The sequence below is a fragment of the Mumia flava genome, from assembly GCF_002797495.1.
GTDB lineage: Bacteria > Actinomycetota > Actinomycetes > Propionibacteriales > Nocardioidaceae > Mumia > Mumia flava.
Genome location: NZ_PGEZ01000001.1, coordinates 2,669,531 through 2,693,193 on the forward strand (window position 1 = coordinate 2,669,531; position 23,663 = coordinate 2,693,193).

Sequence of the window (23,663 nt, forward strand, 5' to 3'; positions counted from 1 at the left end):
GTGGCCACGTGGACGCAGGAGGTGCTGGACCTCGCCCGGGTGATCGGCGGCGACCGGGCGCGGCTGCGCGAGGAGTTCGGCCGGCCGACGCTGACCGTCCCGTCGGGGTGGTGGCGCTCGAGCATCGTCGCGCTGCGCGACCGGGCCCACCTGACGTACTTCGACTGGCTGAGCGCGGTCGACGAGGCGGGGGCCCCGAGCCCGGACCCCGCCGACGCCTCGCTCGCCGGCGGGATGCGCGTGGTCTGCCACCTCGCCGGGCTGTCGCCCGGCGTCGCCCGGACCCATCTGCGGCACCTGGTCGTGGAGACGTGGATCCCGCGCGACGCGCTCGTCGTGGACTCGCTCGCGACCGTGTACGCCGGAGCGGCCTGGCACGAGCGCGAGACGCACGAGATGTTCGGGATCGGGTTCGACTCCGCGGGTCCGCTCGAGGCGCTGCTGCTGCCCGACGCCTTCGAGGGGCACCCGCTGCGCAAGGAGTTCGTGCTGGCCTCGCGCGTGGTGAAGCCGTGGCCGGGCGCGAAGGAGCCGGGCGAGTCCGACGCCGACGTCGCCTCGCCGAGCCGGCGCCGCACCCGCCCGCCCGGTGTCCCGGAGCCGGAGCAGTGGGGGCCGCGCGAGCGCGGCAGCGATGCACCCGACCCGCTGGCGCACGCCACCACGCCGTCCGGTCCGGCGCGGCCGCGCCGCGCGCGCCGCGCCGTACCACCCAAGGAGCCGCCCGGCGACGGAGGCACCGATGGCTGACGTCCTCGAGATCCTGCTGCGCTGCGTCCTCGTGCTGGTGGCGTTCCTGACCCTGCCGCTGCTGGTGGGGCAGATGGAGCACAAGGTGATGGCGCACATGCAGTCGCGGGTCGGTCCGATGTACGCGGGTGGGTTCCACGGCTGGGCCCAGCTGGTCGCCGACGGGGTGAAGTTCGTCCAGAAGGAGGACGTCGTCCCGGCCGCCGCCGACCGGAGGATCTTCGCGCTCGCGCCCGCGGTCGCCCTCGTCCCGTACCTCGCCGTCTTCGTGGTGATCCCGCTCGGCCCGACGGTGGTCGGCGTCGACCTCGACCTCGGGCTGTTCTTCGCGCTCGCCGTGATGAGCGTCGGCGTCCTCGGCACCTTGATGGGCGCGTGGGCCAGCGCGAACAAGTACTCGCTGCTCGGTGGCCTGCGCCTGGCCGTGCAGCTGATGAGCTACGAGCTCCCGATGGTCCTGGCGGCGGTGTCGGCTGCGATGGCGGCCGGCACGCTGTCGCTGATCGGCATCGTGGGGGCGTGGGAGTGGTCCTGGCTGCTGTGGCAGCTGCCGGCCCTGGTCGTCTTCGTCGTCGCCGGGCTGGCCGAGCTCCAGCGCCCGCCGTTCGACATGCCCCTGGCCGACGGCGAGCTGGTCTTCGGGCCCTACACGGAGTACGGCGGCATCCGGTTCGCGATGTTCCTGCTCGCCGAGTACGCCGGGATCGTGGTGCTCGCGGCGCTCACGACGACGCTGTTCCTCGGCGGCTGGCGCGGCCCGGCGTCGGACGAGATCGGCTGGCTGTGGGTGCTGGTGAAGACGTTCGTGGTGGCGTTCGGCGTGGTGTGGGCGCGGGTGGCGTGGCCGCGGCTGCGCGAGGACCAGCTGAACGCCCTGGCCTGGAAGGTGCTGGTCCCGCTCGCGCTGGCCCAGCTCGCACTGACGACGGTGGTGGTCCTGCTGTGAACGGCCTCGGACGCGGTCTGCTCGACGGGCTGCGGGTGACCTGGCGCAACCTCACCCGCCGCGCCGTCACCCAGCAGTACCCGGACGTGAAGCCCGACCTGCCGCCCCGGTCGCGCGGGGTCATCGCGCTGCAGGAGGAGAACTGCACGGTCTGCATGCTGTGCGCGCGCGAGTGCCCGGCGTGGTGCATCACGATCGACTCCCACAAGGAGACGGCGCCCCCGGTCACCGAGGGCGGGCGCGAGCGCAGCTTCAACATGCTCGACCAGTTCGACATCGACTACTCGCTGTGCATGTACTGCTCCATCTGCGTGGAGGTCTGCCCGTTCGACGCGCTGCACTGGTCGCCCGAGTTCGAGTACGCCGAGCTCGACATCCGCGACCTGACGCACGACAAGGAGCGGCTGCGGGAGTGGATGTGGACCGTGCCGCCGCCCCAGCCGCTCGACCCGGCCGCGGAGGAGCCGAAGGAGATCGCCTCGGCCGAGAAGGCCGCTCGTCGGGAGGCGGACGAGCGGGCCGCGAAGCGTACGGCCGAGGCCGAGGGCAGCGAGCCCGGCGAGGGAGACGGCCGGTGACCGCGGCGACGCTGGTGCTCGGCGCGTTCGGGGTGGTGGCGCTGGTCGCCGCGACACTGACCGTCACCACCGACCGGATCGTGCACGCCGCGTTGTGGCTGGTGGTGAGCCTGGGCGCGGTCGCCGGGATGTACGTGGTGCTGGCCGCCGAGCTCGTCGCCTGGGTCCAGGTGCTGATCTACCTGGGCTCGGTGATCGTCCTGCTGCTGTTCGCCCTCATGCTGACGCGCGCCCCGACCGGCCCCGGTTCGGCCGAGGTCACCCGCAACCGCCCGCTGGCGGCGCTCGCGGCGACGGCGAGCGCGGTCGGCCTCGGTGCGATCCTGTGGGCGGGCTTCGCCGGCGAGGAGATCGACCCGGACGCCGTCGTCGTCGGGGACGCGGACGCGCTGGGTCAGGCGATCTTCCGGACCTGGGTGCTGCCGTTCGAGGTGCTGTCGCTCGTGCTGCTGGCTGCGCTGATCGGGGCGATCGTGCTGACGCGTCGGGGGAGCCGCTGATGCCGCTGCTGCTGCCGCTGACCATCTCCTGCGGTCTGTTCGGTCTCGGCCTGTACGCCGTGCTGGCGCGCCGGCACGCGGTGATGGTGCTGCTCGGGATCGAGCTGATGCTGAACGCCGTCAACCTCAACCTGGTCGCGTTCGACACCTGGTGGGCCGACCAGGTGCACACCGGCCAGTCGCTGACGTTGTTCGTGGTCGCGCTCGCCGCCGCCGAGATCGGGGTCGGCCTCGCGATCGTGCTCGCGCTGTTCCGCGCGGCCGGTCAGGTCGACGTGGACGAGCAGCCGACCGAGCCGGCCGACGTGGTCGAGGACGGTGGGCTGCGATGAACCAGCGGCACGCGTTCTCGGCCGTGGCGATCACCGGTCTGCTGGCGGTGATCGCCGCGCTCGTCGCTCTTCCGCGCCTGGGTGACGTCACCGGACCGTACGGCCCGCCGGCCGGCGCGCGCACCGTGCTGGTCGACGGCGGGGACCTGCTCGGCGTCTCGCTGTCGTTCTACGTGGACCACCTCAGCGCGGTCGTGCTGCTGCTGGCGGCCGGGGTCGGACTCCTCGTGCAGGTCTACTCGACGGCCTATCTCGCCGGCGACCCGCGCTACCGCTCGTACACCGTGATCATCCAGCTGTTCCTCGTGGCGATGGCGCTCGTCGTGGTCGCCGACAACCTCTGGGTGCTGCTGATCGGCTGGGAGGTGATGGGCCTGTGCTCCTACCTCCTGATCAGTCACCACTGGGAGCTCTCGGACGCCCGGTCGGGCGCCGTCAAGGCGTTCCTGCTCACCCGGATCGGCGACCTCGGGCTGCTCGTCGGGATCATCGCGATCGGTGCGACGTTCGGCACGTACGAGATATCCGGCGTCCTGGCGGCCATGGCCGACGGGGAGGACGTCGGCTCGCTGACCGGGATCGGTCTGCTGCTGGTGCTGGCCGCCGTGGCGAAGTCGGCGCAGTTCCCGCTGCACTCGTGGCTCCCGGACGCCATGCCGGGTCCGACCCCGATCTCGGCGCTGATCCACGCCGCCACGATGGTCGCCGCCGGCGTCTTCCTGCTCGCGCGGCTCTACCCGGTGGTGGTCGCGTCGGAGGTGACGACGACGGTGCTCGCCGCGATCGCGGTGATCACGATGCTGATGGCGGCTCTGTTCGCGCTCACCGCCGGTGACCTGAAGCGGGTCCTGGCATGGTCGACGGTCAGCCAGCTCGCGTACATGTTCGCGGCGCTCGCGGTCGGCGGCTACGACGCGGGCATCGACCACCTGCTGTCGCACGGCGCGTTCAAGGCCCTGCTCTTCCTGGCGGCCGGCTCGGTCGCGCACGCGATCGGGTCGACCGCGCTGCGCGACATGGGCGGGCTGCGCCGGTCGATGCCCCTGACGTTCGCGACGGCGACGATCGGGTTCGCCGCGCTCGCCGGGCTGCTGCCGACCGTGGGGTTCTTCAGCAAGGACGCGGTGCTCGACTCGGCCTGGCACGCGATCCGGCACGACGCACCGGTCTCGCCGCTGGTGGCGGTGATCGTGCTGGTGGTCGGCCTGGTGACCGCGGCGGTCACGGTCGTCTACTGCGCGCGGACGTGGTGGTCGGTCTTCTTCACGCCGGTGGAGGCGGCCGACGAGCAGGATCGTGTCGCGTCCTCCGCGAAGCACGCGGCACCGGCGGCGACGCACGCGGCCACGACCGCGAAGCACGCGGCGCCGGTCACGGTCGGCCCCGGGCACGAGGCGCCGGGCGCGATGGCCGGGCCGCTCCTGCTGCTCGCCGCCGCGACCCTGCTGCTCTCGTTCGCGATGCCCCTGCACCCGCTCGCCGGCCTCGTGACCATGGTGATCGTGGTGGGCGTGGGCTGGCTGTGCTGGCGGGCGCTGCGCGAGGGCTCGGACCCGGTGGCGTTCGTGGGCCTGCGGCCAGGTCGCTCGCGCGCCGAGTCGGCGAGCGACGACGCGTGGGCGTGGACGTCGCGCGCCGCGGCACGCTCCGGGGACGGCGTCGTGGCGACGGACCGCGACATCGTCGACTTCTACCCGCGGGCGGTCGGCTGGCTGACGATGACGACGGGACGGCTGATGAGCCGCGCGCAGTCCGGCAACGCCCAGGCGTACGCCACGGTGCTCGCGGTCGGCGTCCTCCTCGTGGCGGTCGGGGCGGTGGTCCGATGAGCGGCGTGCTGATCGCGGTCCTGCTCCCGGCCGTCGCGGCCCTGGTCATGGTGGTCGTCCGCGACATCATCACCGACCGGGTCGCGGCCCGGCTCGGCCTGGCGGTCTCGCTGCTGAGCGCGCTCGCGCTGGTCCTGGCGTGGCTCAACCGCGGGGACAAGGCGTACGCCGGCGAGGTCGACGTGCTCTGGGTGCGGTCCCTCGGGATGCACTGGCACCTCGGGATGGACGGCATCTCCTTCCCGCTGCTGCTGATGACCAGCCTGCTGACCGCGCTGGTGTGCTGGGCGCTCACCGACGACCCGCCGGCCGGGGAGAACTCCACGCCGGCGCTGGTCGCCCTGGTGATGGTGGTGCTCGCCGCCGCGCTCGGGGTGTTCGCGGCGCTGGACCTGCTGCTGTTCTTCGTGTTCTTCGAGCTCGCTCTGATCCCGATGTGGTTCGTGATCGCCCGCTGGGGTGATCCGCACGACCCACGCGGCCGCCGTCGGGCGGCCACGCGGTTCCTCGTGTTCACCGTGGCCGGGTCGGCGTTCATGCTGGTCGGGTTCGTGACCGTGGCCGCGTCGGCGGGCACCCTCCAGATCCCCGAGCTGGCCGCGCGCGACGTACCGCTCGCGGGCGGGTGGGCACTGTTCGCGGCCTGTGCGATCGCGGTGGGGCTGGCCGTCAAGACGCCGGTCTGGCCCCTGCACATCTGGCTGCCCGACGCCCACGCGTCGGCGCCGACGGTCGGCTCGGTCCTGCTGGCGGCGGTGTTCCTCAAGCTCGGGACGTACGGCCTGCTGCGGGTCCTGGCCTCGGTGCTCCCGGACCCGACTGCGACGCTCGCACCGTGGCTCGCGATCCTGGGCGTGATCGGGATCGTGTACGCCGCGCTGGCCTGTCTGCGCCAGGACGACCTGAAACGGCTGATCGCCTACTCCAGCGTGGGGCACATGGGCTTCGTGGTCCTCGCGGTCGCGACGATGAGCGAGATCGGCGTCGCCGCCGCGGTGTTCGCGAGCGTCGCGCACGGGGTGATCACCGGCCTGCTGTTCTTCAACGCCGGTGCCCTCAAGCGTCGCTTCGGCAGCGCGGAGCTGAGCGTGATCGGGCGCGGCCTGTACGCCCGGACGCCCGCGCTCGCCGTCGTGCTCGCGTTCGCAGCGATCGCGAGCCTCGGTCTTCCCGGCCTGGCCGGGTTCTGGGGCGAGATGATGGCGCTGCGCGGCACGTACGACGCCGCGACGTCGTCCGGCGGCGTCCTCGCCGCCGGGCTGGCCGGGACGCTGCTCGTCGTTGCGCTGGTCGGCGTGCTGCTCACCAGCGCGTACGTCCTGCGCGTGCTGCGGACCACGATGCAGGGGGTCCCGACGCCGTCGCCCGACGACCTGGACCTGTCCGGCTCGGAGCGCGGGATCGCGACCGTCCTCGTGGTCGGGGTGCTGCTGCTCGGCCTCGCGCCGGGGCTCCTCGTCGGCATCATCGAACCGAGCATCCCGGCGATCCTCGGAGGTGCCCCGTGATCGAGTGGAGCGTGATCGGCGTCCCGCTGGTGGTGGCGGTCGGGGCGATCGTGGTGCTGCTGACCGACGCGTTCGTGGCGCAGGCCGGGTGGCGGACCGCCGGCGGGATCTCGGCGGCGGCGCTCGTCGGCGCAGGGTGCTGGCTCGGCGCGACCGGCTCGTCCGGCGGGGTCGCCCTCGGGTTCTCGTGGGTCCTGCTGGTCTCGACCGCCGTGGTGGTGGCGCTGTGCCAGGTCCTCGACGACGATCCCGCGGTCCCTCCCGGTGAGCTGTCGTTCCTCCTGCTGCTGTCGGCGTCGGGTGCGCTGACGCTGGCCGTGGCGCGTGACTTCGTGACCCTGGTGATCGCGCTGGAGCTGCTGGCGCTGCCGTCGATCGTGCTCGTCGGGATCAGGTCGGGGAGCCTGCGCGGGATCAGGTCGGCGTGGACGTTCTTCGTCCTGTCCGTCTCGGCGAGCGCCGTGACGCTGATGGGGATCTCGCTGCTCTACGGCGTCACCGGCACGCTCACGTACGACGGCGTCCTGACCAGCCTCCAGAGCCAGGACCGCACCGACGTCGGCCCCGAGGTCCTGGGCGCGATCGTGGTCCTGACGCTGGTCGGTCTGCTGCTCAAGGTCGGCGCCGTGCCGTTCCACCTCTGGATCCCCGACGCCTACCGCGGGGCACCCATCCCGGTCGCGGCGTACCTCTCGGTCGTCTCCAAGGGCGGTGCGCTCGCGGCCCTGCTCGTCGTGCTCGCGTACCCGTTCCTCTCGCTCCAGCCGCGCTGGGACGTCGTGATCGCCGTCGTCGCCGCCCTGTCGATGACCGTCGGCAACATCGGCGCGCTGGTGCAGCGCGAGATGGTCTCGATGCTCGCCTGGTCGTCGGTGGCGCAGGCCGGGTTCCTGCTCGCTCCGCTGGTCGCGCTGCGTGTGAACAGCCCGGTCGTCTCGGCGGCGCCGCTGCGCTATCTCGCGGTGTTCGCGCTCGCGAACCTGACGGCGTTCGCGGTGGCCGCCCTCGTCGTACGGCGGTTCGGCGGGACGGACTACGACCGCCTCGCCGGTCTGGCGCGTCGCGACCCCGTCACGGGCGCGGCCCTGATCATGGCGCTGCTGACGCTCGCGGGGTTCCCGCCCGCGGTGATCGGCCTGCTCGCGAAGTACCTCGTCATCCAGCCGGTGATCCTCGGCGGGTACGCGTGGCTCGCGGTCGCGATCGCGCTCAACATCGCGGCCGGGCTGGTCTACTACCTGCGGCTCGTGGTGGTCGTGTTCGCGCCCCGCGAGCGGTGGCGTACCGACCCCGACGACCCGCAGGCCGCGACCGGCGGCGGCGAGGTGACGGTCGTGCGGCCCCGGCGCGGCGGGGTCGCGATCACCGAGGCGATCGTGGTGCTCGGCCTGCTCGCCCTGGTCGCGACGTCGCTGTACCCGACGATGCTGCTCGGACCGCTCCTGCCCTGACGCTCTTCGCCGGTCGAGCCTGTCTCTCGATCCGCTGGTCGAGGCGCGAGCGTGCGAGCGATCGAGACCCACCGTCCGAGACCGCGCGAGCAGCGAGCGATCGGGTCCCGACTACGCTGCCGCTGTGCCTGACGCGACCGTGACCATCCACACCGACGGCGCCTGCCTCGGCAACCCCGGCCCCGGAGGGTGGGGCGCCGTGCTGCGCTCCGGGGACCACGTGAAGGAGCTGCACGGGGGTGATCCCGCGACCACGAACAACCGGATGGAGCTGATGGCCGCCATCGCGGCGCTCGAGGCGCTGACCCGCCCGGCCGAGGTCGACCTGCACACCGACAGCAGCTACGTGCGCAACGGGATCCTGTCCTGGCTGGCCGGCTGGAAGGCCAACGGCTGGCGCACGTCGGCCAAGAAGCCGGTCAAGAACGAGGACCTGTGGCGCCGGCTCGACGAGGCGGCCGCGCGGCACGAGGTGCGCTGGCACTGGGTGAAGGGCCACTCCGGCGACCCCGGCAACGAGCGGGCCGACGAGCTCGCCGGCCTCGGCGCCCGCGAGGCGCAGGCTCAGCGGTAGCTCGTGAACCGGCGGACCTCGTGACTCAGCGGTAGTTCGTGAACTGGACCGCGAAGTCCAGCTCGGCACCCTTGACGAGGGCGATCACGGCCTGGAGGTCGTCGCGCTTCTTACTCGTGACCCGCAGCTCGTCGCCCTGGATCTGGACCTTGACGCCCTTCGGGCCCTCGTCGCGGATCAGCTTGGAGACCTTCTTCGCCTGCTCCTGGCTGATCCCCTCGGAGAACGTCCCGTTGATCACCGACTCCTTGCCGGACTGCTTGGGGTCGCTCGCCTCGAGGGTCTTCAGCGAGACGCCGCGCTTGACCAGCTTGTCCTTGAGCACGTCCAGGACCGCGAGCGCGCGCTCGTCGGCGTTGGCCCGGATCACCACGCCGTGATCGCCGCTGCGCTCGATCGACGCGCCGGTGTTCTTGAAGTCGTAACGCGTCGAGATCTCCCGGGCGGCCTGGTTGATCGCGTTGTCCACCTCCGCCTGGTCGAGCTTGCTCACGATGTCGAACGAGGAGTCCGCGGCCATGTCCGTCCTTCCGGGTGGGCAGCGTCCCCCGGATTCAGCCGGCTGGGATCGCTGCGCTAGAGTCGTGTGCGTTGCTCGCTCAGAGTAACGACCACCCGGCAGGTTGCCCGAGCGGCCAAAGGGAGCTGACTGTAAATCAGCCGGCGTAGCCTTCAGAGGTTCGAATCCTCTACCTGCCACGGGAGACGCCGACAGGGGCGGGACCGCGTGTGCGGTCCCGCCCCTGTCGCGTTGCTGGTCACCCCAGATCAGGCGGCCGGTCGACCCAGAGGCGGGCGGTGAACTGGCCCTGCAGGGTGCGCTGAGGGCTGGCCTCGTTCGCTGATCCGGTCAGCGTCACCAACCTCTGCTCCGGGAACCATCGGGAGTCGGTGACCCCCAGCAGGCTGCTCCCGCCGGCGACCGCGAGGTCGCTGACTCGCTCCGTGATCGCGCCGCCGCAGCTGCTCGTGCGGGTCTTCGCCTCGAGGGGCTGTGCCCATCGGATCGCGCCCCAGCCCGTGCCCGGGCTGAGGGAGACGGCGAACTCGTGGGGGTCCACTCCGTCGCCGCTCGCCCGCTGGGACCACCAGTCGTCAGCACACCACTTGTAGTGCCCGTCCTGGGCGTAGTCGGCGACGTACCAGACGTCGCCGTCGTCGCCGGGGCTGTCGGAGAGGTTCGCGAGCGTCCCGTCGTCCGACCAGGTGATCCGCGCGTCGTCGCTGTATCCGATGTACCAGCGCATCCGCGTCTGCACCCGACGGTCGAGACCGGACGACGTCGGCCCGTCCTGAATCTCGTCGTAGGTCATCTCGATCGTGCCGTTGACGGGGTGGCACCAGGTGAACTCCGGTGCTTCGTAGCCGAACAGCTGGATCTGCCGCGAGAGCCCGAGCCAACGGATCAGGTCGTGACGGTTCATCACCCGGCACGGCCGCATCTCGTCGAGGCAGTTGCGCGCGCCCACTCTCAGCGCTTCGAAGACTGCGTCCTTCCAGCCCTCCCGGGCGGTGTTGAACAGCAGCTCGAAGTTCCTGATCGAGCCCAGGACGAAGTTCGCGTACTTCTCGGCTGCTGCGCAGTCGGTGCGAATCGACGCCAGCTTGGGCCGGACGAGGTTCTCGTACCACTCGTCGCTCAACCGCTGCAGCTCCTCGTGGACACCGTCGAGCGGCTCGCCGGAATCGAGCAGGTGGTCGCGGTTCTGCCGCATGAGGTCGTTCATCTGGGTCGACAGCGATGCCTGGTAATCGGCCGGGGAGAAGTAGCTCGACGGCGACGCCGCCCCACCCGTGACGGACGCCAGCACGATGCTCGCGGTCGAGAAGTGCGACACGGCGACCGCGAGCCGGTCCGGGTCGGGCAGGAGCAGCCCGGGCTCGGTCTGCGACCCGTCGTTCTGCCCGATCACGGCTACGGCGGGGCGTGCCGTGCCGCCGGTCGCGGGGACGACGGTCATCGTGGCGGGCTCGAGCATCGTCAGCCCGTCCGGCGCCAGCGAGAGCCCGATCGGACGCGACCCGACGGCTGCCGTCCCCGCGAGGGAGGCGATCGGGGTTGCGGTGATCGTCACCGGCCCGAACAGCGCGTCCTTCGGCACGGCGAGAGTGATCCGGTCCCCGGTGGCTGTGGTGACGGCGATCTCACCGCCCGACTCGTCGATCGTCTTCGTGACCGCACGCGACTCGTCCACGGTGACGGCCGCCGTACGGCCCGGTGCGGTCGGCACGTCGCGCGGATACCAGTACGCGTCGCCGGAACGGACGAACGCATCGACGGTGGCGCTGGGCGGACCGGCGAAGCCATCGGGCTTCGGCGGCTTGGGCTTCGGCCGGGGCGCCGTGACCGAGATCCGCGACCGGCTGGCGCGACAGTTGTTGCCCTCACGCCTCTCCTTGACCCGGCGTCCCGGGTCGGCGCACGCGATCACGTAGTACCGCGCCGGCCGGGTCGATGACGGGACCCTGACGGTACGCGAGACGGTGGTGCGCTTGCGTGCGCGGAGCGCCCTCAGTCCCGCCTTGCCGAGGAGGCGGTCCTGGCCGCTGCGACGACGGTCGGTCGAGATCCAGATGCCGACCGTGGTGCTGCGAGCCTTCGCCTTCCTGGAGGCGTTGCGGACGATGGCGCGCACGCGGATCGACTTCCCGCGGAGCACGGTCCGGGGCGGGTCGGCGACCTTCGTGACGACGAGGTCGGGTCGCTTGTGCTTGCGTTCCGCACCGCGTTCGGCGCCCTGGGCGGGCGCGCCCAGCGTCGCGCCCACGAGGGCGGTGGTGGCGAGCAGCGCGGCGAGCGCAGCGCCGGCGCGCGGGATCGGGACCACGGTGGTACCTCCGACGTCGAGGAGACAGACCTCCCGACGTTCGCAGACCGGCGACGCGGGTCGCATCGTCCAGGCTGGTGATCCGCGTCCACCTCGCGGATGACGCCGAGGCACCGTTGAGACGCGACCTCAGCGCTGCGCATCGAGCACGGCGGACGTGAAGTCGTCGGGCGACAGTGCGTCCGGGTCGTCCGGCGTGGTCCCCATCCGGACCGCGACGATCCCCTCCGACGGGATCACGGCCACGATCTGCTTGCCGAGCCCGAGCGCCCAGAACGCATCCCGCGGGGCCTGCGGTGCGAGGCGTCGCGCGGCCGGCCGGGTGGCGCCGCCCGTGCCGGGCTCTTCGGCTCCGGTGGCCGGGAGCGCGCCGAGCACGGTGCCCTTGCGGTTGACCCACCACAGCAGCCCGTACGCGGCGTTGAGGTCCGACGAAGAGCCGCCCGTCGCCTCCTCGACGTAGTCGGCCGAGACGATCTGCTGGTCGCCCCACGCACCGTCGCGCATCATCATCAGCCCGAACCGTGCGAGGTCGAGGCAGGACGCGTTCACCCCCGCGTACGTCGTGGTGTTGCCCGCCCGGTCCGTGCCCCAGTAGGTCCGCGACATCTGCAACGGACGCAGCAGGTGCTGGCGGGCGTACTCGGCCGGCTCCTCGCCGGTCGCCGCCGACAGCACCGCCTCGAGGGTCTGGATCGCCGCGTTGTTGTAGTGCCACACGGTCCCGGGCGCAGCGTCCTGGGACAGCCCGACGGCGAAGGCCGTCTTGTCACGCGCCTGGAGCGCCATCTCCTGGTAGTCCGTCTCGACGTCCCAGTGCCGACCGGAGACGTTCGCGAGCAGGTCCCGGATCGTCACCGCGCCCGCCGGCGTGTCCCGCCAGGCCGGGATGTACCGCGCCGCCCGGTCGTCGAGGTCCAGCAGACCCTGGTCCGCCGCGATCCCGACCAGGACCGAGGTGAACGACTTCGTCACCGAGAACGCCGGCCCCATCGCGTCCGGCGCCTCGCCGTCGAACGTCGTGAAGTGGACCAGCTCGCCGTCGCGGACGACGGCGAAGCAGTTCGTCCGCTGCGATCCGAACCGCCGGTCGAGCCGTGCCAGCGCGTCGGGGTCGAACCCGGCGTCGGCGGGCGCCGTACGGTCCCACTCCGAGCCCGGCACGGGCGGTCCCGTCGGGGTGTCCGACGAGGGCGACGCGGTGTCCTGCGAGCTCGTGATCTCGGGCGCGTCGGGGGCCGAGCAGGCGGCGAGCGCGAGCGCCAGCGCGAGCGCGGAGGCGACGCGGTTCAGGGGCATGGGACCATTGTCCCCCGGTCCCGTGGGTGACTCAGATCTCGCGGCGACCCCGGATTTCGGTTCCCGTCGGCGGCCGTGTATCTTTGCTTCTCGGTTCGCCGATTCGCCCCTTTAGCTCAGTCGGCAGAGCGTCTCCATGGTAAGGAGAAGGTCTACGGTTCGATTCCGTAAAGGGGCTCTGAGTCCCACCCGTGCCCCCGCCGAGCAGGTGGAGGTGCGGGTGGACGCATGGCGGGGTAGCTCAGGTGGTTAGAGCACACGGCTCATAATCGTGGTGTCGCGGGTTCGAGTCCCGCCCCCGCTACAAAGTCGACAGCAGCAAGTTCCAGCGAAGAATGAGGCAGTCTCGTGGCCAGCAAGAGCTCTGACATCCGCCCCAAGGTGACCTTGGCGTGCACCGAGTGCAAGCGGCGCAACTACATCACGAAGAAGAACCGCCGCAACGACCCCGATCGTCTCGAGCTCAAGAAGTTCTGCCCGAACGACCGGCGTCACACGGTTCACCGCGAGACCCGCTGACCATCAGCCTGCTGCTCGTCAGCCTCGACACCGTCCGGGGTCCTCGCCGTCGCGGCGCGGACCCCGTCGTCGTTCCCAGGAGCCTGTGCCCGGATGCGTGACCTCTTCGTCCTCGCCCCGCTGACGACCCTGCGGATCGGCGGCCCGGCCCGCGACATCGTCGAGGTCGTCGACCTCGAGGACGCCGTCGAGACGATCGGACGCCTGGACGCCTCCGACGAGCCGGTCCTCGTCCTCGGCGGCGGGAGCAACGTCGTCGTCGCCGACGAGGGCTTCGACGGCACCGTCGTGCTGGTCCGCAACCGCGGTCTGACCGTCGACTCCGACCCGTGCAGCGGCGCCACGCTCACGGTCGCGGCCGGCGAGACCTGGGACGACCTGGTCGCGCACGCCGTCGACGTCGGCTGGGTCGGGATCGAGTGCCTGTCGGGCATCCCCGGGCTGGTCGGCGGCACTCCGATCCAGAACGTCGGCGCCTACGGCCAGGAGGTCTCCGACACGATCGCCCGCGTCCGGACGTACGACCGGGTGCAGCGCCGCGTGGTCACCTTCTCGGCCGCCGACTGCGGATTCGGCTACCGGACGAGCCGCTTCAAGGCCGAGCCCGGCCGCTTCGTCGTGCTCGACGTGACGTTCCAGCTGCGGCTGGGGACGCAGAGCGCCCCGGTGCGGTACGCCGAGCTCGCGCGGGCGCTCGGGATCGAGGTGGGGGAGCGGGCTCCGCTCGCCGACGTCCGCGAGGCCGTGCTCGGGCTGCGGGCCGGCAAGGGCATGGTGCTCGACGACGCCGACCACGACACCTGGAGCGCCGGCTCGTTCTTCACCAACCCCCTGCTGCCGGTCGAGGTCGCGGAGACGCTCCCCGCGGACGCGCCGCGCTACTCCCAGCCCGACGGCACCGTGAAGACCAGCGCGGCGTGGCTGATCGAGCGCGCCGGCTTCGGCAAGGGGTACGGGGAGGGCGCTGCCCGCATCTCCACGAAGCACAGCCTCGCGCTGACGAACCGCGGCGGCGCCACCGCGTACGAGCTGCTGGCGCTGGCGCGCGAGATCCGAGCGGGTGTGGAGGCGAAGTTCGGCGTCGTGCTGCAGAACGAGCCCGTGCTCGTCGGCGCCACCCTCTGACTCCGCCCGCCCGAGGTGGTGTCCGTCATCCCGTACCGATCTGCGGCCCACTCCCTCGGCGGTGACCTGTGACGGATGACCGCGCCGCCCATCCGTCACCCTGCACCGATCTGCGGCCCACTCCCTCGGCGGTGACCTGTGACGGATGCGGTCGGGGCGGTGGCGCGTCAGGCGCGGTCGTCGGGGGCGGCGAGCCAGGCGTCGATGTCGGCGAGCGCCTTCGCCGCCAGCTCGGGCGGTGCGTACGAACCGCGGATCGACATCCGAGCCAGCTCCGCGAGCTCGGCGTCGGAGAAGTCCTGCGCCGCCCGCAGCGCCGCGTACTGCCCGGCCAGTCGCGCCCCGAACAGCAGCGGGTCGTCCGCGCCGAGCGCGACGCCGACGCCGGCGTCCATCAGCGTCCGGACCGGAACCTCCTCGAGCGTGTCGTAGACCCCGAGCGCGACGTTGGACGAGGGGCAGACCTCGAGCGTGATGCCGGCCTCGGCGATCCTGCGCAGCACCGCGGGGTCCTCCACGCAGCGGACGCCGTGGCCGATCCGATCGGGGTGCAGGTGCTCCAGCACCGCCGCGATGCTGTCCGGCCCGCGCAGCTCGCCGCCGTGCGGCATGCTGTGCAGCCCGCCGCGCCGGGCGATGTCGAACGCGCGCCCGAACGACGCGGTCTCGCCCCGCCGCTCGTCGTTGGAGAGTCCGAACCCGATCACTCCACGGTCGGCGTACTGCGAGGCCAGCCGTGCGAGCGTGCGTGCGTCGAGCGGGTGCCGGGTCCGGTTGGAGGCGATCACGACGGCCATCCGCAGCCCGGTCGCGGCCTCGGCGGAGCGTACGCAGTCCAGGACGAGATCGGTGAACTCGGTGATCCCGCCGAACTTCGCGCCGTACCCGGACGGGTCCACCTGGATCTCCGTCCACACCGCACCGTCGGCGGTGTCGTCCTCGGCGACCTCTCGGACCAGGCGCGCGACGTCCTCGGGGGTCCGCAGCACCGACCGCGCCGTGTCGTACAGCCGCTGGAAGCGGAACCACCCCTTCTCGTCGGTCGCGCGGAGCAGCGGCGGCCACTCCTCGACCAGCGCCGCGGGCAGGCGTACGCCGTCCCGCTCGGCCAGCTCGACCAGCGTGCCGTGACGCATCGAGCCGGTGAAGTGGAGGTGCAGGTGAGCCTTCGGGAGCGCGTCGATCGGCCGCATCAGCACCTCGGGGGTCGGGCCGCGCACGACGGCGGCGGGATCGGCATGGCGCCATGCTGCCATCCGGTTCGACGCCGCGCTGGCCCACCCCGTACACTTGACGACCGGTGGAAAGATCCACTGTGTCGGCATGCCCTGGGGCCGGTCGGCGCGGGGGTCGAAGGTCTGCACGAAGGACGACACCGAAGGGCAGTAGCTCAACTGGCAGAGCATCGGTCTCCAAAACCGAAGGTTGGGGGTTCAAGTCCCTCCTGCCCTGCGAGAGCAGGGTCCGCCGCCCGGCGGGCGCACGAAGAGAAGACCAGAGACGACCAGGACCAAGGAGCGCATCAGCGATGAGCGAGACCTCCAGCGCACCGACCGAGAGTCGGCGTCCGCAGCGGACCTCTCCGCTCACGTTCTACCGCCAGGTCGTCGCCGAGCTGCGCAAGGTCGTCTGGCCGACCCGTCCGCAGCTGATCAACTACTTCTTCGTGGTGCTGGTGTTCGTGGTCGTGATGATGGGCATCATCGCGGGCCTCGACTACGGGTTCGGCAAGCTCGTGTTCTGGCTCTTCTCCTGACCCGCACCACCGACGACACAGAAAGGGGCACCGTGTCTCAGCCCTACGACGAGCTCGACGACGCCGTCCTGCGCGACGCCGCCGAGCCCGGCGATCGTGCTCCGCTCGACGACGAGGAGCAGGAGCTCGAGGTCGCCGAGGTCACCGAGGGGCTCGACGCGGCAGCCGATGCCACCGAGAGCGACGACCCCGAGCCGCTGACGACGTTCGAGGAGCGCTCGGAGGCCGACGACGAGACGGGCGACGAGTCCGTCGAGGAGCCCGGCGACGCGCTCGGTGAGGACGTCTCCGAGGCCGACCTCGAGGAGCCGGTCGACGACGAGCCCGAGATCGCCTCCGACCCGCTCGCCGAGTTCCGCGAGCAGCTCGCCACGCAGTTCGGCGACTGGTACGTCGTCCACACGTACTCCGGCATGGAGAACCGTGTGAAGTCGAATCTCGAGAACCGCATCACCTCCATGCACATGGAGGACTTCATCTTCGAGGTCGTCGTCCCGACCGAGGAGGTCGCGGAGATCAAGAACGGTCAGCGCAAGCTCGTCAAGCGCACCGTGCTCCCCGGCTACGTCCTCGTCCGGATGGACCTCACCGACGAGTCCTGGTCGACGGTGCGCAACACGCCGTCGGTCACCGGCTTCGTGGGCAACGCCCACCAGCCCGTGCCGCTGACGCTGTCCGAGGTCGAGAGCATGCTCGCTCCGGCCGTCGAGGCGCAGGTCGCGGTCGAGCAGCCGGCCGCCGAGGGGGCCGCGTCGCAGGCGCCGGCGAGCGCGCCGAAGGTCGAGTTCACCGACTTCTCCGTCGGGGACTCGGTCATGGTCGTGGACGGTCCGTTCGCGACCCTGCACGCCACGATCACCGAGATCAACGTCGACGCCCAGCGTGTCCGGGCGCTCGTCGAGATCTTCGGACGGGAGACCCCCGTCGAGCTCAGCTTCGCGCAGATCCAGCGCGTCTGAGCCCCGGCCGGGCGATCCAGCAACACCAGTGGGAGGGCCGCGGCAGGCCCACCGTCACCACGAGAAGGAAACAGATTCATGCCTCCGAAGAAGAAGATCGCAGCGCTCGTCAAGGTGCAGCTGCAGGCGGGCGCCGCGACGCCCGCCCCGCCGGTCGGTACCGCCCTCGGTCCGCACGGCGTCAACATCATGGAGTTCTGCAAGGCGTACAACGCCGCGACGGAGTCCATGCGCGGCAACATCGTCCCGGTCGAGATCACGATCTACGAGGACCGGTCGTTCACCTTCATCACGAAGACGCCGCCGGCCGCCGAGCTGATCAAGAAGGCCGCCGGCCTCCAGAAGGGCTCGGCCGTCCCGCACAAGGACAAGGTCGGCTCGCTGACCAAGGACCAGGTCCGCGAGATCGCGCAGACCAAGATGCCGGACCTCAACGCGAACGACATCGACGCCGCGATGAAGGTCGTCGAGGGCACTGCCCGCTCCATGGGCATCACCGTCGACTGAGCACCTGACCCCGACCGAACCCTCAGTGGCAGGGCCAGCTGGGCCCGAGGACCACGACTGGTAGAGAGAGAAGAACCAGCATGACGCACAGCAAGGCCTACTCGGCCGCATCGAAGCGAATCGACAAGGATCGCCTCTACAGCCCGTTCGAGGCGATGGACATCGTCAAGGACACCGGCTCCAAGAACTACGACTCGACCGTCGACGTGTCGATGCGACTCGGGGTCGACCCGCGCAAGGCCGACCAGATGGTCCGCGGCACCGTGAACCTCCCGAACGGCACCGGCAAGACCGCCCGTGTGCTCGTGTTCGCGACCGGCGACAAGGCCGAGGCCGCGCGTGAGGCCGGCGCCGACTTCGTCGGGTCGGACGACATGGTGGAGAAGGTGACCGAGGGCTGGCTCGACTTCGACGCCGTCGTCGCGACGCCGGACATGATGGGCAAGGTCGGTCGCCTCGGCCGCGTCCTCGGCCCGCGCAACCTGATGCCGAACCCGAAGACCGGCACGGTGACGCCCGACGTCGCCAAGGCCGTCTCCGACATCAAGGGCGGCAAGATCGAGTTCCGCATCGACCGGCACTCGAACCTCCACTTCGTGATCGGCAAGGCGTCGTTCGGTGCGGCCAAGCTCGCCGAGAACTACGCGGCTGCGCTCGAGGAGGTGCTGCGGCTCAAGCCCGCCAGCTCCAAGGGCCGCTACATCAAGAAGGTGACGGTCTCGACGACGCAGGGCCCCGGTGTCCCGGTCGACCCGAACCGCACCCGCAACGTCGCCTCCGACGAGGACTGACGACTCCGACGGTCACCGACCGTCGCCGTACGAGGGCGCTGCTCCCGACCTCGGGAGCGGCGCCCTCGTCGTCCCTGCAACTCGGGGTGTATCGCGTGTTGCACCTCGGCCCGGGTACCGTGAACGCATGCGTATCCGATCCCTGTCCGCCGCGCTGGCGGCGACCGCGCTCGTCCTGACCGCCGGCTGCTCCAACAGCTCCGACGTCGCCGGTGGTGACGATCCGGCACCGGCTGCTGCGTCGGCCGACGGGGCGGGATCCGACGGCGACGCGCTGACCCCGGCGAGCTTCGCCTCGACCGTCGCCGCCGCGCAGAGCGACGCGACCTCGGCGCACGTCGAGATGTCCATGGAGATCGGCGGCCAGTCGATCGAGGGCACCGGCGACGTCGCGATCGCCGAGGACCCGGACGACGTCGAGATGGCGATGTCGATGGCCGCCGCCGGTCAGGACATCGACCTGATCTTCACCGGCGGGCTCGTCTACCTCCGTCTGCCGGCGATGACGGGGGAGAAGTGGATCAAGGCCGATCCCGACGACCCGACGGCGCAGCAGCTGACCGGCTCGTTCGGGCAGATGAAGGAGCAGATGGACCCGTCGAAGGGTCTCGAGATGCTCGAGGGTGCGATCACCGACGTCGAGAACACCGGTGAGACCGAGCAGCTCGACGGCGTGGAGGCGGTGCGCTACGACGTCACCGTCGACACCGCGAAGCTCGGCGACGGCTCGCTCGGCGCGGGTCTGCCGAAGGAGATCGTGTACTCCTACTGGCTCGGACCGGACGACCTGCCGCGCAAGGTGCTGTTCGAGCTGACCGGCGCGCAGGCCGAGATGACCTACTCCGACTGGGGCGAGCCGGTCGACGTGGAGGTTCCCGCGAAGAAGGACACGATGAAGCTCGACCAGGTTCCCGGTCTCGGCGCCCTCGGCGGCTGAGTCGCGCTCCACCCAGACGACCCGTACGGACCCCGATTTGGGATCCGTACGGGTCGTCCCGTAATCTGGTCGTTGACCGAAGACCGCCGGTGGTTCGTGGCGCTTGCGCCATGGATCGAAGGTCCCGCAGACGCGGGCGGCCTGCGCAGGTACGTAGCTCACGCACACTCGTGCGTCACGCCCCGTGCTCTGCGCCGGGGCGTTCGTCATCTCCGGAGTCCTCGTGCGCCGGTGGCCTTCGTACGGATCGGGTGCCCGCCGTCCTGGCGGGTACGACACGAAGGAGAACCATGGCGCGACCGGACAAGGCCGCGGCGGTTGCCGAGCTGGCGGAGGAGTTCCGCAGCTCGAACGGCGCCGTGCTGACCGAGTACCGCGGTCTCACCGTGAAGCAGCTGCAGGACCTGCGCCGCTCGCTCGGTGAGAACGTCAACTACGCCGTGGCCAAGAACACGCTGACCAAGATCGCGGCTCGCGACGCGGGTGTCGACGGTGTCGACGACCTGCTGAACGGCCCGACGGCCATCGCCTTCATCAAGGGTGACCCGGTCGAGGTCGCGAAGAGTCTGCGTGACTTCGCCAAGGCGAACGACAAGCTCGTCATCAAGGGCGGCTTCCTCGACGGGAGCGCGCTCGATGCGGACGAGATCAAGAAGCTGGCCGACCTCGAGTCGCGCGAGGTCCTCCTCGCCAAGCTCGCGGGCGGCATGAAGGCGAACCTCTCGAAGGCCGCCTCGCTGTTCCAGGCACCGCTCGCTCAGGCGGCGCGTGCCGTGGGCGCCCTGCAGACCAAGGTCGAGCAGGACCCGTCCAGCGCCTCGGCTCCGGCCGAGGCCGACTCTGCCCCGGCCGACGCCGAGGGCTCCGAGGGCTAGGGCCCGACACACACGATCGACCCCCCTCGGGGTCCCCGACCAGAAAGGACGCCAACCATGGCGAAGCTCAGCACCGAGGACCTGCTGGACGCCTTCAAGGAGATGACCCTCCTGGAGCTCAGCGAGTTCGTGAAGCAGTTCGAGGACACCTTCGACGTCACCGCCGCGGCTCCGGTCGCGGCCGTCGCCGCGGCCCCGGCCGCCGGTGGCGCCGACGCCGGCGCCGCTGCTGCCGAGGAGAAGGACGAGTTCGACGTCGTCCTCGAGTCGGCCGGCGACAAGAAGATCCAGGTCATCAAGGAGGTGCGTGGCCTCACGAGCCTCGGCCTCAAGGAGGCCAAGGATCTCGTCGAGGGCGCGCCGAAGCCGATCCTCGAGGGCGTCAACAAGGAGACCGCGGACAAGGCGAAGGAGGCCCTCGAGGCCGCCGGCGCCAGCGTCACCCTGAAGTGACCGCGCGGCTCTGAGGAGCCATCTGCACGACGGGCGTCCACCCTGCGGGGTGGGCGCCCGTCGTCGTGTCCGTGGAGGCCGGCGGTGCCCCGACGGCCTCGATCCCGACCCTCGGCGGCTGCTCCGTGTTGCCAACTCGTGACCTGAATCCCGTGGGATTCGGTTGTGAGATGTCGCACAGTAGATTGTGGGTTGTGCCACAGTGAAACTTCCGGTTACAGTCCACCTTGTTACTCGGGGGTAGCCGTGTGGTGAACCCGCGACGTCCATGGGTTCGCTTGGGAGGGAGAACCGATGAGCCTCAGCGCTCACATCCGACGAGGCCTCGGCCTCACCGCCGCCGCGGGCCTGGCTGTCGCCGGCCTGCAGGTCTCGGTCGCCGCGCCGGCCAGTGCAGCCGCTGCATCGATCAACCAGGTTTCGTACACCTGCACGGCCGAGCACTTCGCCGTCGACGCCGCGATGGGTGGTCCTCGCGAGTTCCTGGTGAATGCGCGGACGACCCTTCCCGACACCGTCGCGAGCGGAGACACGATTCCGCAGACCCGGGCAGAGCTCGACCTCGTGATGCCTGCACCGCTGGTAGACCGTGTCCGAGACGACATGGAGGTCGACCGGGTGGCAGGCACCGCATCGTCCACGGTGTTCATCCAGGGCGTGGCAGTCGGCGGCGAGGTGGTCGGTGAGCTGCAGCCCCAGGTCGTCGGCCTCGAGTCCGACTGGACGACCCTCCCGAACAGTGGGTCCCACACGATCCCGGCTGCCGGCACCGTCGAAGCCATCACGGTTCCCGACCTTCCGGACGGCAACGGTCTGATCTATGTCCAGATGCCCAAGAGGTTCGTCCTCGACGCACTCCTGGACCCGCCGGTCCTCGGTACGGTCGGTACACCGAGTGTGCCCGCGGTCCTGAACTGTGTCCGCAACTCCGACGAGCCGGCGGACCGCATCATCGGCACGATCGCCGTCGGCGAAGGATGCACTCAGATCGAGTGCCCGCTTGGCGAGGAGCCGGATGACGGTGGCAACGGCGGAAACGGCGGCGGTGGCGACAACGGTGGCAACGGCGGCGGTGGCTCGGACGAGGAGCCACCCTACGACCCGTACAACCCCGAGGACCCGAACAACCCCGAGGGCGCCGACTACAGCAACGACGGTGACGGCGGCTCGGGCGGTGACAGCTCGGACGTGGCCTCGTACACGACGACCGCGCTGCCGGCGACCGGCTCACCGCTCGGACTCGGCCTGATCGCCGTGCTCGCTGCGGCCGTCGTGGGCCGGGTCGCGCTCGGGATCCGCAACCGGCGGCGATCGAAGGCCTGAGCAGGTTCATCCTGGTGGGTCCCCGGGAGACATCCCGGGGACCCTGTCCCCCCGAAGGAGAAAACGGCTCATGGGAACCGAGGTTCGTGTCGAGGGCCTGACGAAGGCGTTCGGCAAGCAGATGATCTGGCGTGATGTCAGTCTGACGCTCCCGGCCGGCGAGATCAGCGTGATGCTGGGCCCGTCGGGCACGGGCAAGTCCGTCTTCCTGAAGACGATCATCGGCCTGATCAAGCCCGACGAGGGGCACGTGTTCATCGAGGGCACCGACATCGCCACCTGCAGCGAGCGGGAGCTGTACGACGTGCGCAAGCTGTTCGGTGTGCTGTTCCAGGACGGCGCGATGTTCGGCTCGATGACGCTGTACGACAACGTCGCGTTCCCGCTGCGCGAGCACACGCGCAAGAACGAGACCGAGATCCGCGAGATCGTCATGGAGAAGATGGAGATGGTCGGCCTCGCCGGCGCGGAGACCAAGCTCCCTGGCGAGATCTCGGGCGGGATGCGCAAACGAGCAGGGCTGGCTCGCGCCCTCGTCCTCGAGCCCGAGATCCTGCTGATCGACGAGCCGGACTCCGGTCTGGACCCGGTCCGGACGGCCTACATCAACCAGCTCTTCATCGACCTGAACGCCCAGATCGAGGCGACGTTCCTGATCGTCACGCACGACATCAACACCGCCCGGACGGTCCCGGACAACATCGGGCTGCTCTACCACCGTCACCTGGCGATGTTCGGGCCGCGCGAGATGCTGCTGTCGAGCTCGGAGCCGGTCGTCAGCCAGTTCCTGAACGCCCAGCGCCAGGGTCCGATCGGGATGAGCGAGGAGAAGGACGAGGACGAGCTCGCCGGCGAGTCGCAGTACGCGATGCCGGCCCTTCCCCCGATCCCGCTCCAGCTCGCTCCCTCGAGCGGACTGCTCCGTCGCACCCAGTCCCCGCCGGGGGAGTGGTGCCGCCGCAACGGCGTCACGCCGCCGCCGGGCTCGTTCGCCTCGGAGTCGGCCGCGGCCGGGCTGGCCGTCGGGGCCGGCGGTGCTGCGTGAGCGCCGCCGCCGTCATCACCCGCCCGATCGGCACGGCCGGCAAGCTCTTCGCCTTCGGCGCGGATGCCGTGCTGGCGATGTTCCGTCGCCCGTTCCAATTTCGCGAGATGATCCAGCAGGCGTGGTTCATCGCCTCGGTGACGATCATCCCGACCGCGCTGGTAGCGATCCCGTTCGGCGCCGTGATCGCGCTCCAGGCGGGCAGTCTGATCCAGCAGTTCGGCGCCCAGTCCTTCACCGGGTCGGCTGCTGTGCTCGCGGTGCTTCGCGAGGCCGGTCCGATCGCCACCGCGCTGCTCGTGGCCGGGGCCGGCGGCTCGGCGATCGCGGCCGACCTGGGTGCCCGCAAGATCCGTGAAGAGCTCGACGCGATGATGGTGCTCGGCATCGACCCGATCCAGCGCCTCGTCGTGCCGCGGATCATCGCCTGCATGCTGGTCGCGGTCTTCCTCAACGGCATGGTGAGCGTCGTCGGCGTGCTCGGCGGCTACTACTTCAACGTGGTCCTCCAAGGCGGTACGCCCGGTGCGTACCTCGCGTCGTTCACCGCGCTCGCCCAGGTGCCCGACCTCTGGCAGGGGATGGCGAAGGCGCTCGTGTTCGGGTTCATCGCCGCGATCGTGGCCGCCTACAAGGGCATGCACGCGGACGGTGGGCCCCAGGGCGTCGGTCAGGCAGTGATGGAGTCGGTCGTCATCACGTTCCTCCTGCTCTTCCTCGCGAACTTCGTGATGAGCGCGCTGTACTTCCAGCTCGTCCCGCAGAAGGCCTTCTAGCG

The 23,663-nt window shown here is 70.8% G+C and carries 25 protein-coding genes and 4 tRNA genes; 25 read left to right on the plus strand and 4 right to left on the minus strand.

The features are described 5' to 3' along the window. The 9 genes from CLV56_RS12450 to rnhA all read left to right on the plus strand — a co-directional run bounded on the left by CLV56_RS12450 (position 1) and on the right by rnhA (position 8,468). Entirely contained in the window at positions 1-750 is a 750-nt protein-coding gene (locus CLV56_RS12450) for an NADH-quinone oxidoreductase subunit C (RefSeq protein WP_039347242.1), read from the plus strand. Next, positions 743-1,696 carry an NADH-quinone oxidoreductase subunit NuoH gene (gene nuoH / locus CLV56_RS12455; RefSeq protein ID WP_039347238.1) on the plus strand — a complete coding sequence of 318 codons (954 nt, stop codon included), beginning with the start codon at positions 743-745 and terminating at the stop codon, positions 1,694-1,696. The genes CLV56_RS12450 and nuoH overlap by 8 nt, the downstream gene beginning before the upstream one ends. Beyond that, positions 1,693-2,274 carry a NuoI/complex I 23 kDa subunit family protein gene (locus CLV56_RS21440; RefSeq protein WP_039347235.1) on the plus strand — a complete coding sequence of 194 codons (582 nt, stop codon included), beginning with the start codon at positions 1,693-1,695 and terminating at the stop codon, positions 2,272-2,274. The genes nuoH and CLV56_RS21440 overlap by 4 nt, the downstream gene beginning before the upstream one ends. Further along, on the plus strand, positions 2,271-2,774 hold the full coding sequence (locus CLV56_RS12465; RefSeq protein WP_039347232.1) for an NADH-quinone oxidoreductase subunit J family protein: 504 nt from the start codon (positions 2,271-2,273) through the stop codon (positions 2,772-2,774). The genes CLV56_RS21440 and CLV56_RS12465 overlap by 4 nt, the downstream gene beginning before the upstream one ends. After that, positions 2,774-3,106, plus strand: coding sequence for an NADH-quinone oxidoreductase subunit NuoK (nuoK, locus tag CLV56_RS12470; protein WP_100414904.1), 333 nt, complete (start codon positions 2,774-2,776; stop codon positions 3,104-3,106). The genes CLV56_RS12465 and nuoK overlap by 1 nt, the downstream gene beginning before the upstream one ends. Further along, complete coding sequence (locus CLV56_RS12475; RefSeq protein ID WP_100414905.1) at positions 3,103-4,935, plus strand: NADH-quinone oxidoreductase subunit 5 family protein; 1,833 nt, start codon at positions 3,103-3,105, stop codon at positions 4,933-4,935. Before nuoK ends, CLV56_RS12475 begins: the two co-directional genes overlap by 4 nt. Then, on the plus strand, positions 4,932-6,443 hold the full coding sequence (locus CLV56_RS12480) for a complex I subunit 4 family protein (RefSeq protein ID WP_039347229.1): 1,512 nt from the start codon (positions 4,932-4,934) through the stop codon (positions 6,441-6,443). The genes CLV56_RS12475 and CLV56_RS12480 overlap by 4 nt, the downstream gene beginning before the upstream one ends. Beyond that, the gene (locus CLV56_RS12485) at positions 6,440-7,894 is read left to right on the plus strand and encodes an NADH-quinone oxidoreductase subunit N (RefSeq protein ID WP_100414906.1); all 1,455 of its coding nucleotides are present in this window, start codon (positions 6,440-6,442) and stop codon (positions 7,892-7,894) included. The genes CLV56_RS12480 and CLV56_RS12485 overlap by 4 nt, the downstream gene beginning before the upstream one ends. A gap of 124 nt (positions 7,895-8,018) precedes the next feature. Then, on the plus strand, positions 8,019-8,468 hold the full coding sequence (gene rnhA, locus CLV56_RS12490) for a ribonuclease HI (RefSeq protein ID WP_039347226.1): 450 nt from the start codon (positions 8,019-8,021) through the stop codon (positions 8,466-8,468). Positions 8,469-8,493: 25 nt separating this feature from the next. On the opposite strand, the gene CLV56_RS12495 is transcribed toward rnhA, so the two are convergent. Further along, on the minus strand, positions 8,494-8,988 hold the full coding sequence (locus CLV56_RS12495; protein WP_039347223.1) for a YajQ family cyclic di-GMP-binding protein: 495 nt from the start codon (positions 8,986-8,988) through the stop codon (positions 8,494-8,496). A 97-nt stretch (positions 8,989-9,085) separates the two neighbouring features. Between CLV56_RS12495 and CLV56_RS12500 the strand changes: the two genes are divergently transcribed. Continuing rightward, a tRNA-Tyr gene (locus CLV56_RS12500) sits at positions 9,086-9,167 on the plus strand. A 59-nt stretch (positions 9,168-9,226) separates the two neighbouring features. Here CLV56_RS12500 and CLV56_RS12505 read toward each other — a convergent pair. Both CLV56_RS12505 and CLV56_RS12510 read right to left on the minus strand, forming a co-directional pair. Further along, a complete protein-coding gene (locus CLV56_RS12505; protein WP_039347220.1) occupies positions 9,227-11,296 on the minus strand; it encodes a CARDB domain-containing protein in 2,070 nt (689 codons plus the stop codon). 129 nt (positions 11,297-11,425) lie between these two features. Beyond that, entirely contained in the window at positions 11,426-12,595 is a 1,170-nt protein-coding gene (locus CLV56_RS12510; RefSeq protein ID WP_039347217.1) for a serine hydrolase domain-containing protein, read from the minus strand. Positions 12,596-12,700: 105 nt separating this feature from the next. On the opposite strand from CLV56_RS12510, the gene CLV56_RS12515 reads away from it, so the two are divergent. From CLV56_RS12515 to CLV56_RS12530, 4 genes are all read left to right on the plus strand, one after another. After that, a tRNA-Thr gene (locus CLV56_RS12515) sits at positions 12,701-12,773 on the plus strand. A 52-nt stretch (positions 12,774-12,825) separates the two neighbouring features. Further along, positions 12,826-12,899, plus strand: a tRNA-Met gene (locus CLV56_RS12520). A gap of 44 nt (positions 12,900-12,943) precedes the next feature. Next, positions 12,944-13,114, plus strand: a complete 171-nt coding sequence (gene rpmG, locus CLV56_RS12525) for a 50S ribosomal protein L33 (protein ID WP_039347214.1) — start codon at positions 12,944-12,946, stop codon at positions 13,112-13,114. Between the two features lie 93 nt (positions 13,115-13,207). Then, complete coding sequence (locus CLV56_RS12530; protein ID WP_039347211.1) at positions 13,208-14,239, plus strand: UDP-N-acetylmuramate dehydrogenase; 1,032 nt, start codon at positions 13,208-13,210, stop codon at positions 14,237-14,239. A gap of 167 nt (positions 14,240-14,406) precedes the next feature. Here CLV56_RS12530 and CLV56_RS12535 read toward each other — a convergent pair whose 3' ends face one another. Further along, positions 14,407-15,432 carry an adenosine deaminase gene (locus tag CLV56_RS12535; protein ID WP_211288143.1) on the minus strand — a complete coding sequence of 342 codons (1,026 nt, stop codon included), beginning with the start codon at positions 15,430-15,432 and terminating at the stop codon, positions 14,407-14,409. 186 nt (positions 15,433-15,618) lie between these two features. Between CLV56_RS12535 and CLV56_RS12540 the strand changes: the two genes are divergently transcribed. The 11 genes from CLV56_RS12540 (at position 15,619) to CLV56_RS12590 (ending at position 23,661) form a co-directional block, all read left to right on the plus strand. Then, positions 15,619-15,691: transfer RNA gene (locus tag CLV56_RS12540), tRNA-Trp, on the plus strand. 76 nt (positions 15,692-15,767) lie between these two features. Next, positions 15,768-15,995, plus strand: a complete 228-nt coding sequence (secE, locus tag CLV56_RS12545; RefSeq protein WP_039347208.1) for a preprotein translocase subunit SecE — start codon at positions 15,768-15,770, stop codon at positions 15,993-15,995. A 32-nt stretch (positions 15,996-16,027) separates the two neighbouring features. Continuing rightward, positions 16,028-16,954 (plus strand): transcription termination/antitermination protein NusG, encoded by a 927-nt coding sequence (gene nusG, locus CLV56_RS12550; RefSeq protein WP_100414908.1) that lies wholly within the window; start codon positions 16,028-16,030, stop codon positions 16,952-16,954. Positions 16,955-17,032: 78 nt separating this feature from the next. After that, on the plus strand, positions 17,033-17,461 hold the full coding sequence (gene rplK / locus CLV56_RS12555; protein ID WP_039347205.1) for a 50S ribosomal protein L11: 429 nt from the start codon (positions 17,033-17,035) through the stop codon (positions 17,459-17,461). Between the two features lie 80 nt (positions 17,462-17,541). Next, positions 17,542-18,252, plus strand: coding sequence for a 50S ribosomal protein L1 (gene rplA, locus CLV56_RS12560; RefSeq protein ID WP_039347203.1), 711 nt, complete (start codon positions 17,542-17,544; stop codon positions 18,250-18,252). Positions 18,253-18,379: 127 nt separating this feature from the next. Then, a complete protein-coding gene (locus tag CLV56_RS12565) occupies positions 18,380-19,189 on the plus strand; it encodes an SCO4651 family lipoprotein (RefSeq protein WP_039347200.1) in 810 nt (269 codons plus the stop codon). Positions 19,190-19,479: 290 nt separating this feature from the next. Further along, positions 19,480-20,064: a 50S ribosomal protein L10 gene (rplJ, locus tag CLV56_RS12570; RefSeq protein ID WP_039347198.1), complete on the plus strand. Its 585-nt coding sequence runs from the start codon at positions 19,480-19,482 to the stop codon at positions 20,062-20,064. 57 nt (positions 20,065-20,121) lie between these two features. After that, positions 20,122-20,517 (plus strand): 50S ribosomal protein L7/L12, encoded by a 396-nt coding sequence (rplL, locus tag CLV56_RS12575; RefSeq protein ID WP_039347195.1) that lies wholly within the window; start codon positions 20,122-20,124, stop codon positions 20,515-20,517. A 294-nt stretch (positions 20,518-20,811) separates the two neighbouring features. Then, positions 20,812-21,840: a DUF6801 domain-containing protein gene (locus CLV56_RS12580; RefSeq protein ID WP_039347191.1), complete on the plus strand. Its 1,029-nt coding sequence runs from the start codon at positions 20,812-20,814 to the stop codon at positions 21,838-21,840. A gap of 70 nt (positions 21,841-21,910) precedes the next feature. After that, entirely contained in the window at positions 21,911-22,885 is a 975-nt protein-coding gene (locus CLV56_RS12585) for an ABC transporter ATP-binding protein (protein ID WP_039347188.1), read from the plus strand. Then, positions 22,882-23,661 carry an MlaE family ABC transporter permease gene (locus CLV56_RS12590; protein WP_245857797.1) on the plus strand — a complete coding sequence of 260 codons (780 nt, stop codon included), beginning with the start codon at positions 22,882-22,884 and terminating at the stop codon, positions 23,659-23,661. Before CLV56_RS12585 ends, CLV56_RS12590 begins: the two co-directional genes overlap by 4 nt. The last annotated feature ends 2 nt before the right edge of the window (positions 23,662-23,663 follow it).

Coding starts and splice junctions, on each gene's coding strand:
- rplA (WP_039347203.1), top strand. CDS start 17,542: ATGACGCACAGCAAGGCCTACTCGGCCGCATCGAAGCGAATCGACAAG.
- CLV56_RS12565 (WP_039347200.1), top strand. CDS start 18,380: ATGCGTATCCGATCCCTGTCCGCCGCGCTGGCGGCGACCGCGCTCGTC.
- CLV56_RS12475 (WP_100414905.1), top strand. CDS start 3,103: ATGAACCAGCGGCACGCGTTCTCGGCCGTGGCGATCACCGGTCTGCTG.
- CLV56_RS12495 (WP_039347223.1), bottom strand. CDS start 8,988: ATGGCCGCGGACTCCTCGTTCGACATCGTGAGCAAGCTCGACCAGGCG.
- CLV56_RS12510 (WP_039347217.1), bottom strand. CDS start 12,595: ATGCCCCTGAACCGCGTCGCCTCCGCGCTCGCGCTGGCGCTCGCGCTC.
- nuoH (WP_039347238.1), top strand. CDS start 743: ATGGCTGACGTCCTCGAGATCCTGCTGCGCTGCGTCCTCGTGCTGGTG.
- rplL (WP_039347195.1), top strand. CDS start 20,122: ATGGCGAAGCTCAGCACCGAGGACCTGCTGGACGCCTTCAAGGAGATG.
- CLV56_RS12585 (WP_039347188.1), top strand. CDS start 21,911: ATGGGAACCGAGGTTCGTGTCGAGGGCCTGACGAAGGCGTTCGGCAAG.
- CLV56_RS12580 (WP_039347191.1), top strand. CDS start 20,812: ATGAGCCTCAGCGCTCACATCCGACGAGGCCTCGGCCTCACCGCCGCC.
- rplK (WP_039347205.1), top strand. CDS start 17,033: ATGCCTCCGAAGAAGAAGATCGCAGCGCTCGTCAAGGTGCAGCTGCAG.
- CLV56_RS12530 (WP_039347211.1), top strand. CDS start 13,208: ATGCGTGACCTCTTCGTCCTCGCCCCGCTGACGACCCTGCGGATCGGC.
- rplJ (WP_039347198.1), top strand. CDS start 19,480: ATGGCGCGACCGGACAAGGCCGCGGCGGTTGCCGAGCTGGCGGAGGAG.
- CLV56_RS12535 (WP_211288143.1), bottom strand. CDS start 15,432: ATGCGGCCGATCGACGCGCTCCCGAAGGCTCACCTGCACCTCCACTTC.
- nuoK (WP_100414904.1), top strand. CDS start 2,774: ATGCCGCTGCTGCTGCCGCTGACCATCTCCTGCGGTCTGTTCGGTCTC.
- CLV56_RS12480 (WP_039347229.1), top strand. CDS start 4,932: ATGAGCGGCGTGCTGATCGCGGTCCTGCTCCCGGCCGTCGCGGCCCTG.
- secE (WP_039347208.1), top strand. CDS start 15,768: ATGAGCGAGACCTCCAGCGCACCGACCGAGAGTCGGCGTCCGCAGCGG.